At 42.9% G+C, this 15,619-nt stretch carries 12 protein-coding genes and 1 pseudogene; 6 read left to right on the forward strand and 7 right to left on the reverse strand.

The window, feature by feature from the left end; genetic code table 11:
• Positions 1 to 6 precede the first annotated feature (6 nt).
• On the forward strand, positions 7 to 1,347 hold the full coding sequence (locus tag LC608_RS24370; RefSeq protein WP_229556074.1) for a TIGR03279 family radical SAM protein: 1,341 nt from the start codon (positions 7 to 9) through the stop codon (positions 1,345 to 1,347).
• A 211-nt stretch (positions 1,348 to 1,558) separates the two neighbouring features.
• On the forward strand, positions 1,559 to 4,255 hold the full coding sequence (locus LC608_RS24375; protein WP_267871185.1) for a family 10 glycosylhydrolase: 2,697 nt from the start codon (positions 1,559 to 1,561) through the stop codon (positions 4,253 to 4,255).
• Between the two features lie 52 nt (positions 4,256 to 4,307).
• On the opposite strand, the pseudogene LC608_RS24380 reads toward LC608_RS24375, so the two are convergent.
• Positions 4,308 to 5,516, reverse strand: a pseudogene (locus tag LC608_RS24380) (RNA-guided endonuclease InsQ/TnpB family protein).
• A gap of 770 nt (positions 5,517 to 6,286) precedes the next feature.
• Here LC608_RS24380 and LC608_RS24385 point away from each other — a divergent pair.
• The 4 genes from LC608_RS24385 to LC608_RS24400 all read left to right on the forward strand — a co-directional run bounded on the left by LC608_RS24385 (position 6,287) and on the right by LC608_RS24400 (position 9,966).
• Positions 6,287 to 6,463, forward strand: a complete 177-nt coding sequence (locus tag LC608_RS24385; protein WP_229556029.1) for a hypothetical protein — start codon at positions 6,287 to 6,289, stop codon at positions 6,461 to 6,463.
• A 223-nt stretch (positions 6,464 to 6,686) separates the two neighbouring features.
• Positions 6,687 to 7,901 (forward strand): EAL domain-containing response regulator, encoded by a 1,215-nt coding sequence (locus tag LC608_RS24390; protein WP_229556030.1) that lies wholly within the window; start codon positions 6,687 to 6,689, stop codon positions 7,899 to 7,901.
• A gap of 139 nt (positions 7,902 to 8,040) precedes the next feature.
• Positions 8,041 to 9,384 (forward strand): sorbosone dehydrogenase family protein, encoded by a 1,344-nt coding sequence (locus LC608_RS24395; protein WP_229556031.1) that lies wholly within the window; start codon positions 8,041 to 8,043, stop codon positions 9,382 to 9,384.
• 174 nt (positions 9,385 to 9,558) lie between these two features.
• Positions 9,559 to 9,966: a phosphomannose isomerase type II C-terminal cupin domain gene (locus tag LC608_RS24400; RefSeq protein WP_229556032.1), complete on the forward strand. Its 408-nt coding sequence runs from the start codon at positions 9,559 to 9,561 to the stop codon at positions 9,964 to 9,966.
• A gap of 125 nt (positions 9,967 to 10,091) precedes the next feature.
• Here the strand turns inward: LC608_RS24400 and LC608_RS24405 are convergent, their stop codons facing one another.
• From LC608_RS24405 to LC608_RS24430, 6 genes are all read right to left on the reverse strand, one after another.
• Positions 10,092 to 10,850, reverse strand: a complete 759-nt coding sequence (locus LC608_RS24405; RefSeq protein WP_229556075.1) for a HEAT repeat domain-containing protein — start codon at positions 10,848 to 10,850, stop codon at positions 10,092 to 10,094.
• A gap of 174 nt (positions 10,851 to 11,024) precedes the next feature.
• A complete protein-coding gene (locus tag LC608_RS24410) occupies positions 11,025 to 11,543 on the reverse strand; it encodes a GNAT family N-acetyltransferase (RefSeq protein ID WP_229556033.1) in 519 nt (172 codons plus the stop codon).
• A gap of 22 nt (positions 11,544 to 11,565) precedes the next feature.
• Complete coding sequence (locus LC608_RS24415) at positions 11,566 to 11,754, reverse strand: hypothetical protein (protein ID WP_229556034.1); 189 nt, start codon at positions 11,752 to 11,754, stop codon at positions 11,566 to 11,568.
• Between the two features lie 211 nt (positions 11,755 to 11,965).
• A complete protein-coding gene (locus LC608_RS24420) occupies positions 11,966 to 12,388 on the reverse strand; it encodes an ABC transporter permease (RefSeq protein ID WP_229556035.1) in 423 nt (140 codons plus the stop codon).
• Positions 12,373 to 13,887, reverse strand: coding sequence for an AmpG family muropeptide MFS transporter (locus LC608_RS24425; RefSeq protein WP_229556036.1), 1,515 nt, complete (start codon positions 13,885 to 13,887; stop codon positions 12,373 to 12,375). The genes LC608_RS24420 and LC608_RS24425 overlap by 16 nt, the downstream gene beginning before the upstream one ends.
• Before the next feature lie 247 nt (positions 13,888 to 14,134).
• Entirely contained in the window at positions 14,135 to 15,592 is a 1,458-nt protein-coding gene (locus LC608_RS24430; protein WP_229556037.1) for a DNA phosphorothioation-associated putative methyltransferase, read from the reverse strand.
• Positions 15,593 to 15,619: the final 27 nt, after the last annotated feature.

Genomic DNA, 15,619 nt, shown 5'->3' on the forward strand with positions numbered 1-15,619 from the left:
TCCCCAATGAGTACCATTAATCCTGCCCGAATTACCAAGGTTCTTCCAGACTCAATAGCCGCAGAGATTGGCTTTGAGTCCGGGGATGCGATCGTTGCTATCAATGGTACACGTCCCCGCGATTTAATTGACTATCAGTTTTTGTGTGCTGATGAAGTTTTGGAACTAGAAGTTTTAGACGCTGCTGGTAAAACTCATAGCCTGGAAATAGAAAAAGATTACGATCAAGACTTAGGGCTAGAATTTGAAACTGCCCTATTTGATGGCTTAATTCAATGCAACAATCGCTGTCCGTTTTGCTTTATCGACCAACAGCCACCAGGTAAGCGCACCAGCTTGTATTTAAAAGATGACGATTACCGTCTGAGCTTCTTGTACGGTTCTTATCTTACCCTAACTAATTTGCCACAAAGAGAATGGCAACGGATTGAGCAAATGCGCTTGTCTCCGTTGTATGTTTCTGTTCATGCTACCGAGCCGGAAGTTAGAATTAGACTGCTGAAAAATCCGCGTGCAGGACAAATCTTACAACAACTCAATTGGTTTCAAGAAAGGCGGCTACAAATTCATGCTCAAGTAGTTGTTTGTCCTGGTATAAATGATGGCAAACATCTGGAACAAACTCTCAAAGATTTAGCGTCATTTCATACTGGTGAAGTGCCTGCGGTGGCATCGGTGGCAGTTGTGCCAGTTGGGTTGACACGGTTTCGGCCTCCAGAAGACGAACTCATACCTGTAACTAGGGAAAAAGCAAAAGAAGTAATTTCCCAAGTGCAAATGCTCTCGCGGCAATTTCGCCAAAAACTCGGTTCTAGCGTTGTTTGGTTAGCCGATGAGTGGTTTTTGATTGCAGGCGAGGAATTACCCAGCGAATCTGAATATGAAGAATATCCCCAAATTGATAACGGAGTTGGTTCGATTCAATTATTTATCAAGCAATTTGCCACCGTTGCAGCAGAATTACTACCGCCAAAAGTTTATCCTCAAAGAAAATTAACTTGGATAGTAGGCAACGCCGTAGAAAAAACATTTCAACCCCTTTTGGAACGCTTAAATTCTGTTGAGGGTTTAGAAGTCAATATGCGTGCTTTATGTAGTGATTATTGGGGACAAACTATCAGTGTAACCGGATTACTAACTGGTCATGACTTGCTTTTAAATCTAAAAGGGCAAGATTTAGGTGATGGTATTTTGTTACCCAATGTCATGTTAAAAAATGGGGAACTAGTGTTTTTAGATGATATGAGTATTGAGGAATTAGCTGACAAACTAAATACAAAAATTCTTCCTGTAGGGGGAGTTGAAGATTTAATTAAAACATGCATTTTCAATGTGGCTCAAGTTTAGTTGTCAAAGATCAGTTGTTTTTCGGAGGTAATTTATGGTTATCCTAGATGATAAATAAGAAGTAATGCCTTATAACTAATTCGCTTAGGAGTCAGTAGTGAAGAATCAGGAAAAATATCATAAAAAGGCAAACTCACAAATACAAAAAACCGGATTCTTCATTTTAAGTTTTAATTTTTTAATTTTAAATAGTTTTAGTACTTTGCCAGTAATGGCGGCGACTGAAGAACCTGTATTGAGCGTAGTGCATAGCCAAGAAAATGCAAATCAATGGAGAGGCATAACTGACCGCTTACAGACAATAGGGGTGAAATATTGTGTAATTCCCCTAGCTGATGTAAGGAGTGGAGCAGATTGGGGCGATCGCCGGATATTATTTTTGCCAAATGTTGAGACATTAACGCCAACCCAAGCGATCGCTCTCGAAGAATGGATGAGTAAGGGAGGGCGTTTGATTGCCAGTGGACCTGTAGGTAGTTTGTCAGCGCCGGGAGTGCGCCAATTATTGCGATCGCTTTTGGGAGGTTATTGGGGATTCAGCCTCAGTGAGACAGAACAGATCAAACCCACAAAAACCAAGATCCCAGAATGGGCAAATCAAACTGAACTGTTTGGCAAAGTGCGCGGCGGCGTTGTGATTCCTAATGATATGGGCAGTGAATCTCGTGCTGTTTGGAATTCCAAAGATAATCCAGCCGCAGTAGTGACCACTGAGCGTTCCACCTTTATGGGCTGGCGCTGGGGAACAGACACAGCAACAGCCGCCGCGTTAGATAATGCCTGGTTAAAAGCTGCTCTCAATCACTATTTGACAGCGCCACCGCCATCAAATCGCATGAAAAAAGTAGCAGGAGGTTCCCCAAACTGCTCGACAACGGTGGCGGCTGCGCCGAGGGGACAGGGGGGGCAGGAGGCAGGGGGCAGGGGGCAGGGAGCAGGGGAGCAGAGGAGTAGTTCATCCCTCTCATTCCCTCCTTCTAAAACTGCCACTGCTCCCATACCTAAACCGCTTCCTACAGTCAAACCCCCAAGTTCTCAAGAGGCTATTGACCAATTAGAACAAGCGGTGCGTCTGGATGTTGCACCCAACTCTAATGAGCCGATTGACAACAACCAAGCGATCGCTCTCCAGCAAGAGCTAGAAAATCTGATAGGTCGGGTGGAAAGCGCTAATTTAGCAGTCTCAGCCGATGCGGCTAATGTTGGTGAAGCTACATCTGAAGCTAAACAGTCCTCTAGGCATTTGGACACCTACAGATCCCAATCTCTCAAGGAGCAACCTACGCAATTAGCCTCAACTAAACTGGGGGCGCTAGGCATGAGTAAAGAGCAAGCCTTGGCACAGGTAAAGGTAATTGCCAAAAACTTCCCCCTATTGATTGCCCAAAAAAACTATGCTCTAGCTCGTCAGCAGTGGCTGAAAGCTAAAACGACTTTGTGGCAGCAGTTTCCTGTTGATCAAAGACTAGCTCAACCAGAAATTCGGGCAGTTTGGTTAGATCGGGGGACAATTGTTCGTGCTGGTAGCAAGGCAGGACTAGCCCAGATTTTTGATCGCCTAGCTCAAGCTGGAATTAATACCGTCTTTTTTGAAACTGTTAATGCTGGCTACACCATTTATCCAAGCCAAGTTGCAAAAGAGCAAAACCCACTAATTCGTGGGTGGGACCCACTGGCAGATGCAGTGAAATTAGCCCATGAGCGAGACATGGAATTACACGCTTGGGTTTGGACTTTTGCTGCTGGTAACCAACGTCACAATCAAATTCTCGACCTTAATCCTGATTATCCAGGGCCAGTGCTGGCGGCTCATCCCGATTGGGCGAACTACGATAATCTTGGCAACATGATTCCCGTTGGTCAAACTAAGCCATTCTTCGATCCAGCTAACCCTGAAGTGCGTAAGTATTTACTAAAGCTCTATGAGGAAATTGCCACTCGCTATAACGTAGATGGTTTACAGCTAGACTACATTCGCTATCCTTTCCAAGACCCATCAGCAGGCCGAACCTACGGCTATGGCAAAGCTGCAAGAGCGCAATTTCAGCAACTTACTGGTGTAGATCCAGTAAATATTTCCCCTAGTCAACCAGACTTATGGCAAAAGTGGACGACATTTCGCACTCAGCAAGTTGATAGCTTTGTTGCCCAATTATCACAGCAGTTGAGACAAAAGCGACCGAATTTGATTTTATCAGTTGCAGTATTTCCTTTGCCAGAACTAGAGCGGATTCAGAAAATTCAACAAAACTGGGAAACTTGGGCAAGGCAGGGGGATGTAGACTTAATTGTTCCCATGACTTATGCTCTGGATACTTCTCGCTTCCAACGACTGGCTCAACCCTGGATTGCCTCTAAACAGTTGGGATCTACCTTGTTAGTACCGGGAATTCGCTTACTTTCTTTGCCAACAATCGGAACATTCGATCAACTCCAGTTGGTAAGGGACTTGCCAGTTAGTGGTTATGCCCTCTTTGCCGCAGAGAATTTTAACAACGATCTACAAAAACTCTTTAGTAGCACCCAAGGTAGAATTCAATCTACAACAAGTGAACCCGTTCCTTACCGTCAGCCTTTTCAAACTGCCGCCATCCGTTACACCGCGCTACAACGGGAATGGAAATTTGTTTTCCAAAATGACCAACTACAAAGACCGACTCAGACAATATCAGATTTTAACAACCAGGCAGAAGTTTTACGCAGTGCTTTAAATCAGCTTGCTGCTTCCCCGAATCCTAGCAAGTTACTAGTGGCGAGAGCCTCTCTTACTCGGTTCCAGTCTCAATTTCGGGTATTGATGAGCCAAGAGCTTAAGTCAAATTCCTATCAAGTCAAAGTTTGGGAAAATCGGCTTGTAACTATAGAAAGGCTATTACGTTACGGCGAACGGCGGTTGCGTCTTTATTGACATCCTCCCACCGCTAATCAAGAGTACCTGATATAGCGGGGGATTCCAAAGATTACTCTTCGGTTTTCCTCTTTCTACGAGTTGATTTGCTTGAAGGAGTTTCCTCACCTCTTGTATTGATCAGTCTCTCCAGAGGCGTTAATTCCGACATGACCTGTCGTACTCAATGCAAGTTCAAGTATGTTCCGCGCTGCGTTCCAATCTCTGTCTTGAGTATGCCCACAATGAGGACAAATATGGGTTCTAGTGCTAAGAGTCTTTTTGACAACCTCGCCACAATTAGAGCAATTTTGCGAAGTGTAGTGGGGTGCAACCGCAACAGTTACTACACCAAAAACTTTACCAAAATACTCAACCCATTCACGGAACAGCCACCACGACGCATCACTGATAGATTTAGCCAAGCAATGATTTTTGACCATATTCGCAAGGAGCAAATCTTCATACGCCACAAGGTCGTTAGACCTCACCACGCACCTTGCTGTCTTCACGGCAAAGTCTTTACGCTGGCGACTTACTTTGAGATGCTTACGCGCAAGTTTATTTCTAAACTTGATTCTGTTTTGAGAACCCTTTTTAGTCTTAGACATCCGGCGTTGCAATCGTCTCAAAGACTTCTCACTTTTACGAAGATGTCTAGGATTTGCAACTGTTTCCCCATTACTATCGGTGTAGAAATGGTTCAAGCCTACATCAATACCAATAGTTTTACCCGTTGGTTCTCGCCTTTCTACTCGCTCTTGGTCAATGCAAAACTGGCAATAATAGCCATCCGCACGACGCACAACCCGCACTCTTTTGAACTGTTTAAGTTGATAGAAATGCAGGTCACGAGTTCCCCAGAGTTTGAAGGTTCCTGCTTTAAATCCATCAGAGAAAGTGATATACCTGCGGTCATCAGAAAGTCGCCATCCACAGGTTTTGTATTCTACAGAACCATGTGTTTGCTCTTTCTTAAACCTTGGGAATCCCTTTTCCCTGGTTTATTTTTCTTGCAATTATCAAAGAATCGAGCAATTGCAGACCACGCTCTTTCAGCACTAGCTTGTCTTGCCATCGAATTAAGCTTGGATACCCAAGGGAACTCGATGTTAGCAGCAAGTACAGCGCAGAATTTACTCAGGTCATATCGCCCAATTCCCTTGTTATCCATCCAGTACCGAAGGCAAGCATTTCGAACAAAACGCGCAGTTCTAATCGCTTCATCAAGCGCTTGATACTGCCCGTCAAGTCCATCAAGTTTTGCCTCGAATACCAGCATATTTACGTCATAAAAACTAACGTAAATCATAACATGGACTTGCGAAAAACTCAACTGTCCCCTCTCCCTTGCTGACTTGCAGCCAGTCATGGTCGGGGAACGTCCCGTTTTTCGCCCTCGATTCATGAGGCAGCGCGTTGGGCGGCTCCGCCGACTTGAAGCGACTGCCGTCTCGCTGCCAAATCAGAGATTATGGCGGGAGCCATCTCTCCGAATAAGGTAAAGAGGTAAGAGGAGCAGGGAGCAGGGGAGAAGAGTTTTCCCCTCTGCCCCATGCCCAATACCAATACTCAATCTCCAACTAGCTAGATATTAGCTAACTTGTAATTTTTAACACACTTTTTGTAGTATTTATAACCTAAATATTATTACTTGTTTGGTGCCAAAATATTGGAAAATACTTAATTAAGAAGCTTTAAATAACTATTTTTTTATAATAGCTATCGTACAAATATAGGCAAGCGTTATCTCAGCTTCTAAGGCTAGAAAGCTTAGAGTCAATAATTGACCCTTCGCTGTGGATACTTGTGCCTTAAATAGCAGGATTAGATGCGATTGCACTGATGGAAACACGGGGCAAGAATATCTTAGCTTATTCAGCTTCACAGATAGCAGAGCGCTGTACCAACGATGATATGGTAATGATTGTAGCTTCAGAAACTAGCTTGAAAACAGCCAATATTTTTGAAGTTACGCATACCTTAACCATAACATGAGATGTGTTATATATTTTAAATACACTCTAAGTGGCATTACTGTTACTTTAGCAGTTGGATCTACTGCCAGTTGTAGATAACCAAGGTCATTTTGTCATTTTCATCATGGCTAAAAGTCTCTGCCAAGAACTAGCAGAAAAAATAGAGAAAACTAGAGTTAATAGTAGTATTGGTTCCTTTGAGGTAGAAAATCAAATTCTAGTTGAGAGCCAACTACTCAAGTACAAATAGTTACTAGTAAGCGTTATAGTACCTAAACATACGACAGGCGAACCTGCTGGCCTCATTGGAGTTTCTGTGGATATTACCTCCTGTGTACAGGCAGAAGTATTATTTCGTGAGAGCGAAAGACAATTTCGCCCCATCTTCAACAGTTCCTTCCAATTTATTGGGTTGCTGATAACAAAGGATATGGTTTTTTGCATAATAAATAAAATATAAATTGAGGTATTTTATGCCCAAGATTTTAATAATAGAAGATGAAGAAGCAGTTCGTGAAAATATTTTGGATTTGTTAGAAGCTGAAAATTTTGAAACTATTGCTGCTGCTAATGGCAGAATCGGATTACATTTGGCTATCTCCGAAGTTCCCGATTTAATTCTATGTGATATGATGATGCCACAACTTGACGGTTATGGTGTACTAACAGCATTACGTCAAGATCCATCAACAGTAACAATTCCCTTCATTTTTCTCACTGCAAAATCTGCCAAATCTGACTTCCGCCAAGGTATGAATCTGGGCGCTGATGACTATATAACTAAGCCTTTCACTCGGGCTGAGTTATTAAGTGCCATCATGAACAGATTGGAAAAGCACGCTACTTTAAAAAGGTATTTATCTCCTAAAGGTTTAATTAACAACTCGTCTCCAAAGATGCAGTTATTAGAAATCAGTTTACACCGCGCTATCAAACAACATAATTTTGAAGAATTTGAAATTTATTATCAACCAATAGTCGATATTGCTTCTGGAAAAATAGTAGCGGCTGAAAGTTTATTGCGCTGGCAAAGTCTGGAATTGGGGCTGATTTACCCTACAGAATTTATTCCGTTAGCAGAGTCTACAGGTTTAATTGTTCCACTTGGAAAATGGGTACTAAAAAATGTTTGTCAACAAATAAAAGTATGGCGTGATTTTGGAATTTATCCTCTAATTATTGCTGTCAATTTGTCAGTAATTGAATTTAATCAGCCAGGTTTTATTGAGAAAGTAGTCAATTTTATAGATATTAATGGTTTGGAACCACATTATTTAGAGCTAGAACTTACTGAAAGTATGATTATGCAAGATGTAAATAGTGCGATCGCTACTATGAGCAAATTGCAATCATTGGGTGTAAAAATTGCGATCGATGATTTTGGTACAGGCTACTCTTCTTTAATTTATCTAAAAAACTTACCAATTAATACATTAAAAATAGACCGTTATTTTATCCATAATGTTGCAACTGATCTACAGAAATCAGCCATTACTAAGGCATTAATTCAAATGGCTCACAACCTCAATTTAGATGTAGTTGCTGAAGGTGTAGAAACAGAAGCAGAACTGGAGTTTTTACGCCAACAAAACTGTAATTTTATGCAAGGCTTTCTATTTAGTCGTCCATTGCCAGCAGCAGAATTTGAAAAAATTTTATTGACTAATAAATGCTTATATATAGATTAATGTTGGGAATTAGGAATGGGGGAGTAAATGATTTTCTTATTACCCAGGACCGGAATTTAGAAAAATCGGACTTTAGACTGGCGACAATTATTAAGTCTCAAGTCTAAAGTAAGAAAATTGTGTCATAGTCTCTACCATCATGAAAGTCTTTGCGCGTTTGTTGCTGCCAGTTTTTTTACTGACCTTAGTAGCAGCCTGTAACCAGACTCGCGCTTCCTCAGATAATCCCACAGCAGAAACACCTGTACCTTCTGCTCATCTGACACAGAATTCTACACAGCCAAAAAATATTGTCCGAATTGAAGCACTTTCACCTAAGCCTATCCGCATCAATCTGAAGAATTTACCAGCACCCTTCGCAACAGAAAGTGCCTCTAAGCGACCTGAAGTTGTGCCTATTCCGGAAAATCCAGTGCTGCGTGTACCACCAGGCTTTACAGTTAACGTCTTTGCAGAAGGTTTAGATGCTCCGCGCTGGCTAGCTTTAACCCCCAGTGGTGATGTCTTGGTGACTGAAACCGGGCAAAACCGCATTCGTCTGTTACGTGACAGCAACGGTGACGGCGTAGCCGACGTTCGAGAAACCTTTGCTAGTAGGGACAACGGACTTAATAGACCCTTTGGTATGGCTTTTGCTGGTAATTCCTTTTTTCTGGGGAACACAGATGCTGTGGTTCGTTTTCCCTATAAGAAAGGTCAAAATAAAATTACAGACAAGGGAGAAAAGATCGCCGACTTGCCTGCTCAAGGTTATAACAACCATTGGACGCGCAATGTTGTTGTCTCGCCCGATGGCAATAAATTATATGTTTCTGTTGGTTCAGGAACCAATGTTGATGAAGAACCCCTACCACGGGCTTCAGTGCAAGTGATGAATTTGGATGGTTCCCAGCAGCAAACTTTTGCTTCTGGCTTGCGTAATCCTGTTGGTTTAGACTTTCATCCTGTAACTAAGGAACTTTACGCCACTGTCAACGAACGCGATGGAATCGGTGATGACTTGGTTCCAGATTATCTGACACGCGTTAAACAGGGAGCATTTTACGGCTGGCCTTATACTTATCTGACACCAAACAACCTCGATCCGCGCCAAAAGACGGATGACAAAAGTAAACGCCCCGACTTAGCAGCCCGTACCCAAACGCCAGATGTGCTGTTCCAGGCGCACTCAGCAGCATTGGGTTTGCAATTTTATGATGGTAAAAGGTTTCCAGAAAAATACCGGAATGGTGCTTTTGCTGCTTTTCGTGGTTCTTGGAACCGCGATCGCGGTACTGGTTATAAAATTGTGTTTGTTCCCTTCAATGCTAAAGGGCGATCGCTTGGCTACTACGAAGACTTTCTCACAGGATTTTTGCTAAATTCTTCTGTACCAACCACTTGGGGAAGACCTGTAGGTTTACTCGTGTTACCAGATGGCAGTTTACTACTAACAGAAGAAGCTAATAATCGGATTTATCGGATTCAGTACAAGGGGGGTTAAGGAATTCACGCATTCAAATATTTAAAAATTCACGGATAGGATCTGTTGCCTAGAGTAAAGTTAGAGCAGTTGTCATCAATAGAAATGTTGTGCCTGCATCTCCCTATCCAGGTTTATCCCGTTTAGGGTAAATTACTTAAAAATACTAATACTCATCTGGTTGAGAAATTAATTATGACTCCCAATGAAAATAATACTCAGTCAAATATCAACGAATTGTCTCCACATTCAGGTACACGATACTGGGGTGAAGTAGAGGTGATTGAGGAGGGAGAAACCTACAGAATTAGTCGTCTTGAAATTAAGCCCAGGCACGGAATTAAACCACAAATTCATTATCATCGCAATGAACATTGGGTTGTAGTCTCTGGTGTAGCAAAGGTGACTTGTGGAGAAAAAGAAATATTACTGAATCGAAACGAATCGACTTATGTTCCCGCAGCAACCCTACATAAGGTAGAAAATCCTGGACAGATTCCGCTAGTTATTCTGGAAATTCAAAATGGTGAATATTTGGGCGAAGATGATACGGAACGCCCCTATGATTTAAATTTGGTTAAACCTGTAGCTGAAGGTCATTAAAGAGCGAGGAAGTGGATGAGGAAGCAGGGGAAGCAGGGGAAGCAGGGGGCAAGGAGGAGAATAAAAATTAGCTCTTCCCCTCTGCTCCCTGCTCCCTGCCCCTCTGCCTCTTCCCAATGCCTAAATCAAAACCACCCTTCTTGTTCCAGGGTTTCAATCAACTGTAAACCACGGGGATCACCTACTCCTAACAGCGAGGCTTTAGCATCTTCCCGAACTCCTAAATCTTGGTCTTCGGCAAAGGCTTGAATTAAAGCGTCGATCGCTGTGGCATAAACTACATTAGAAGGCAGTTCGCGGCACAGTTGACCAATTGCCCAAGCACTGTTACTCCGCACTGCTTCCACGGGATCTTTGACTAAGGCTTCAATTAATGGTGGTATTGCCCCTATAACCGCTTCATAACCCACATCTGCCATTTGTGCTAAGGCGCTAGCAGCCCACAAACGGACTGCGGAAATGTCAGTTCTGAGGGCATCTGCTAGGGGCGGTAAACAACGGCGATCGCAACAGTTTCCTAATGCCCAGACAACGCCTTTACGCACATAGCCATTCCAATCACTATTTAGTTGAGCAATTAACGGACTCACTGCCTCTGAACTAGGATTGCGTCCAAGTCCATAAGCTGCACTCACGCGCACTAAGGGACAGGTATCACTTAACAGACGAATCAGATGGGGGGTAGCACGCGCATCTTCCATATCACAAAAAGCACGCGCCGCTAACATTCTTTGCTGTGGCTGGGGATTTTCTAGCAGGGCTAGCATCACTTCTGGATCTGGTTTTGCCACGACTGATTCGGCAGTTAGCGGCTCTATTTTATCTAAGGGGCTTTCTAGCTCCTCCTCAATATCGAGTAGGCTTAGATCGTCTTCGTCATACATAATTTCATTTAAATCCCTTTTCGGGATTAACACATAATCCCCCGCGCCAATAAGTTAAAGCTTTATAAGTATTAGTTGCGTAATTATACACTTTCCTTTCTCCTCGTTGAGTTTTATCCAAACGAGAAACGCCATAACTCAGACGCTTAAGTATGTTACTTCTATCCTTATAGTTTATTTTTCTGCACTCAGGAATTTTACCATCCACAGGGATTGGGTTTGATAACCTAACTGATTGTAAAGATTTAATGCAGGTTTGTTAGATTGAAACACTTGTAATCCAATCTGGCGATCGCCTCTTTGAATAGCCCAATTTTCCACATATCGCATCAACGCTCTACCAATACCCCGGCGCCGATGTTCTGGTACAACGTAGAGGATAAAGATATGAGCATGACGGTTCCCATTTACTTGATCTATAGAATTGCCCACCCAGAGGCAGGCTATGGGTCGATGGGCATTGCTTATTGGGAATGAGGCATGGAGAGGAATTTCCCCCTGCTCCCCCTCCTCTTCTACCCACCACAAGGGCGTATCACTAGAAAAGTATTGTTTAACTGTTTGCTCTAGGTGAGAAAAATCCTCATTGGGAAAGAGATCGTCGTAAGTTCGCTGCATGAATTTAAGCAGCAGCGATCGCTCCAAAGTGGAACCACGGCGAATAATATACCCCGGTAGTAGTTGCTCAGACACTTAAATACGTTTATTGACTTAACTAGCTAGCGTTATGTGCTGCTGGTGGTAAATCAGTTGGAGTAGGTTGATAACTTATCCCCACCTGTTCAATTGGTGCGGGTGCTGCCATATCGGAGGGTAAAAATATCCGGGCGCTGACTGCCACTAGGGCAAATAAAAATACTAATACTGCAAGCAGTGGGGCGATGTATTGACGAAAAATAGCCATATTTTAATTGCAAGAAGCTAGGAACTTTTATGAGAACCTAGCTGAAGATTTGTGAAGTATTCTTGATTTATTTTAGCAATTTTCTGTGCATCGATAATAGGGAATAGGGCACAAAGCTTGGAACAGAGGGGAAAGAGCTAGTTTTTTATTTTCCCCCTTGCACCCTGCCCCCTGCCCCCTTGCTTCATTATCTCCCTCATTTCCCCACTTCCTACTCCCTGCTTCCACTATTGGCATCGCGCTCCAAGTCATCAAGAACTCTCTCACAATACCAATTCTCCGGCATTCCAGGATAAGTCTCTTTTGCTTGTTCAATTAACCGTTCGGCAGCGGCGGTGTCACCGGATAATTTAGCGATTAGCCTGTTTTTGAGATAGCTATCAGATACACCATCGTCTACCTGGTTTCGTATCCCTTCATTTATAGTTGATGGCCGGGACTGATCTCTCCGCAACTGCCAAAATAAAACGTAATAAAGTGTACCAAAAATTAAAATTAGGCTGAGTGTTCCAAAAAAAGTTAGGAGGTTAAATGCTAGAAATCCTAGAACTAACTGTGAGAGAACATAGCCAAGTAATAAACCGGTGAGTAAGAGAATAAATGTGCCGACAGCAATAACTACTTGATTCCCCATATATCCTCTTCTTCGTCCTCAAGTCCTGGTCTAGATACTGCCACTGGCTGAGGGTTCCAGGGGGCAACTAACGGTAAAAGAAGCAATCCAGGTAAGGCTGCTGCTAGGGTTAGCAAGAAAAATGAGGGCCAGCCCGTGGCCTTAGCCCAATCTCCAGCAGGAGCTGAAAGAACGTCTCTACTAATAGCCATTAAGCTAGAGAATAAAGCAAACTGAGTAGTTGTAAAGCGGTGATTACAAAGGTTCATTAAAAATGCAACTGTAGCAACTGTGACTAATCCAGCACTGAAGTTTTCGATGTTCACTGCCAACACTAAAAGCGAATAATCTTTGCCAGCAACCGCTAACGCATAATAACCCAAGTTACTAAATAATTGCAGTATGCCAAATATCCATAGACTGCGATTGAGGTTAATTCTAGTCATAATGACGCCACCAGCTAATACACCGACTGTCGTCGCTATAAAGCCCATTCCAGCTTGAATTGCCCCAATCTCAGTTTTAGTAAAATTGATTTCCCGCAAAAATAAATTCCCTGTGATTCCCACCAAAGAATCACCTAACTTATAAAGGACGATAAAAACTAGGATGAGGCTACCTTGAGGAAGCCCAAATCGGTGAAAGAATTCCTTGAATGGTAGGAAAATTGCTTCTTGTAAATTTTGGGGCGGACTATCTTCTCTTACCTCACCTAATAACTCTGTTGGTAATAACAAAGATGTGACTATCCAGGCTAATATCAAAGTTGCTAATAGCCAATAAAATACAGGTAGGGCGATAAAGCCGACAAATACACCTCCGATTAATCCAACTACTAACACAGTTATAAATACCAGAAAAATGACATCTTTAAAAGATAGGGGTGCAGCTTTTTGTATGTTGTCGCGGATCTTTGGTTCTGCTGGTGCCCATAAAGTTGTCAGTATACTCCCTGCCATTAAAGCTGCCATGAGTAAGTAAACACCGTTCCAAGGAATATGATCTGCTAATACCAAAGCTAAGGAACTGGTAATAAACAGAGCTAAACGATAGCCTAGAACCCAAACTGATGCACCTGTTTTGGATTCTAGGGGATTTAAAATGTCCGTGCGGTAGGCATCACCGGCAATGTCTTGGGTGGCACTTAAAAAAGTGATGGTCAGACAGTTGATTGCTAGAACTTGTAGTACTTGATCATTTTGGGCAGGCTGTTGTAATGCTAGAAGTGCGATCGCTAATGCTAATACCAGTTGCGTGATTACTAGCCAACCCCGCCTTCCTCCCAAAACTGGCGGTATAAATCTATCTAATAAAGGTGACCATAAGAATTTTAGGGAATAAGGCAAAGCCAGCAAACCAAATAAAGTAATTTTCCCTATATCAACCTTGGCATCTTGCATCCACACCTGCAACGTTTTACTAGTTAAAAACAAGGGCAATCCAGATGCAAAACCTAGCAATAACAAAGCACCCATCTTACGACTTTGGACGGCTTGTCGCAGTGCTTGCATTTCTCTCATTGTTTAAACATTCCTTATCACCTTTGATTAATTTCACTTAAGAATGCATGTTATCGGACGCAGCAAGCGTCTATCGCGTAAAGTTTGCGGGAATTATAAAGCTGTGCGCTTCACGTAAAATTGGCTAATACCAATTGCAGCTATCTTGCCACACCTGCTATACAATCTCATGCATATACGCCAGTTTGCACCAAATTTTCTTGGCTGATATGCTCATCAAGAATGCCCTGAAAGTCTTAGGGTTTTCTTAACTTTCCTGAATTGGATAAACTTGATGCCCCCTGATTTCTACTCTGTGTGCGGCGAGGCATTTTTCCCAACCTTCACGCGTACCAATGTCGCTTTTTTGGTTAAGCAGCCCTAATTCCTGTTCTTGTTGGGTGAGTTTAGCAAATTCTTCGTAACGAGGGTAGTTGCTAGTAACAAATGTTTCCTTACGGTGCAAAATCGGCGGATTTGCCCTAGTTTCGTAGTCTCGATGAGTCACAAATAGGGTTTTTAAATCAATACCGATGCTGGCTTTTAACGCCGGGTGGGGATCAGTGTCGAATTCGGGGTAAGACAGATAGGATATTTGTGGCTTATCAGTGTGATATTTGATTAATGTGGCTTCATCTACACGCCCAATGGTACGGCTAGCACAACCTTCACAAATTCGTAGTACTGGGTCAAGTGCTGCTAATGCCGAAACATGGACGTAAAGCGCACCGCGTGTATGTTTACCAATTTTGCTTTTTTCACAAGCAGTTTGAATCACCCCAGGTTTACCTAAGCTGAAAAGCTTTTGGTCGGCGACTTGACAAGCTTCTTCATAACTACTAAAAAAGGCTTTGATATCGTGGCGCATTTCTGGAGCTAGCTTTTGCCATGCAGGACGTTTATCAAAGTGGGTGAGGGCGAGATAAACTTGGATATCTAGGGAACGACGGTAAGCGATCGCATCCCATTCTGCTTCGTCGGTGGCTTGCAAAACTACACCAAAGGCACGGCGAAAGTTACCAAACTCGTTCAGTAATTCCTGTTCATTTTCCAATTCGCCTTTAACAGGTAGTCTACCGCGCTTGGTAAAAAAAGCCATGAGTGGTTGTAGCTGTTCTTGATAGTCTTCAAACCGCTTGGTGGGGATGCGGACTCGCGGTGTAGAGGTGGTAGAAAAGAAGCGGATAGCTTTGTAACTTTCTTTTTCAGCTTCATCTCGAAAAACAAAGTAAACGCCTAGTGCGATCGGTACTGCATCTACATTTAAGACTTCATCAATATAAGTTTTGAGTTCTTCTTGTTCGTAATATTTCTGGAAAGTATTGCGGCGCGTCACAATGCCATCATTGTAAGCAAGTTGGGTTTTGCTGGGAGCGTTAATCAGTATTTGAGCCGCGACAATTAAAACTTTTTCTGTGAGTTCCCAGGCTTGGATCAAGCTTTGACGGCGTTCCTCTGAGTCTTCAATAACATTGAGGACATAACCCAAATTGACCACATCGGCGGAGGTGCGTGGTATATCGGGATAGTAATAAGGGTCCCAGCCTGTGCTGGTGTAGCCTAAGTTTTTTACTCGCTCGACATCACCACCATAGCCGCAACCGTAGTCAAAAAAAGTGGTGTCTTGATTCAGGATTGCCCATTCTATTGCCAATCGCACGGGGCGAGATATGTCAGTGCGAGCGATCGCAGCTCTATGACGCTCAATTTCTAGCGCTTCAGGCATAATATTAGTTGTCAGTTAACAGTGAAC

The organism is Nostoc sp. XA010 (assembly GCF_020829625.1).
Taxonomy (GTDB): domain Bacteria; phylum Cyanobacteriota; class Cyanobacteriia; order Cyanobacteriales; family Nostocaceae; genus Nostoc.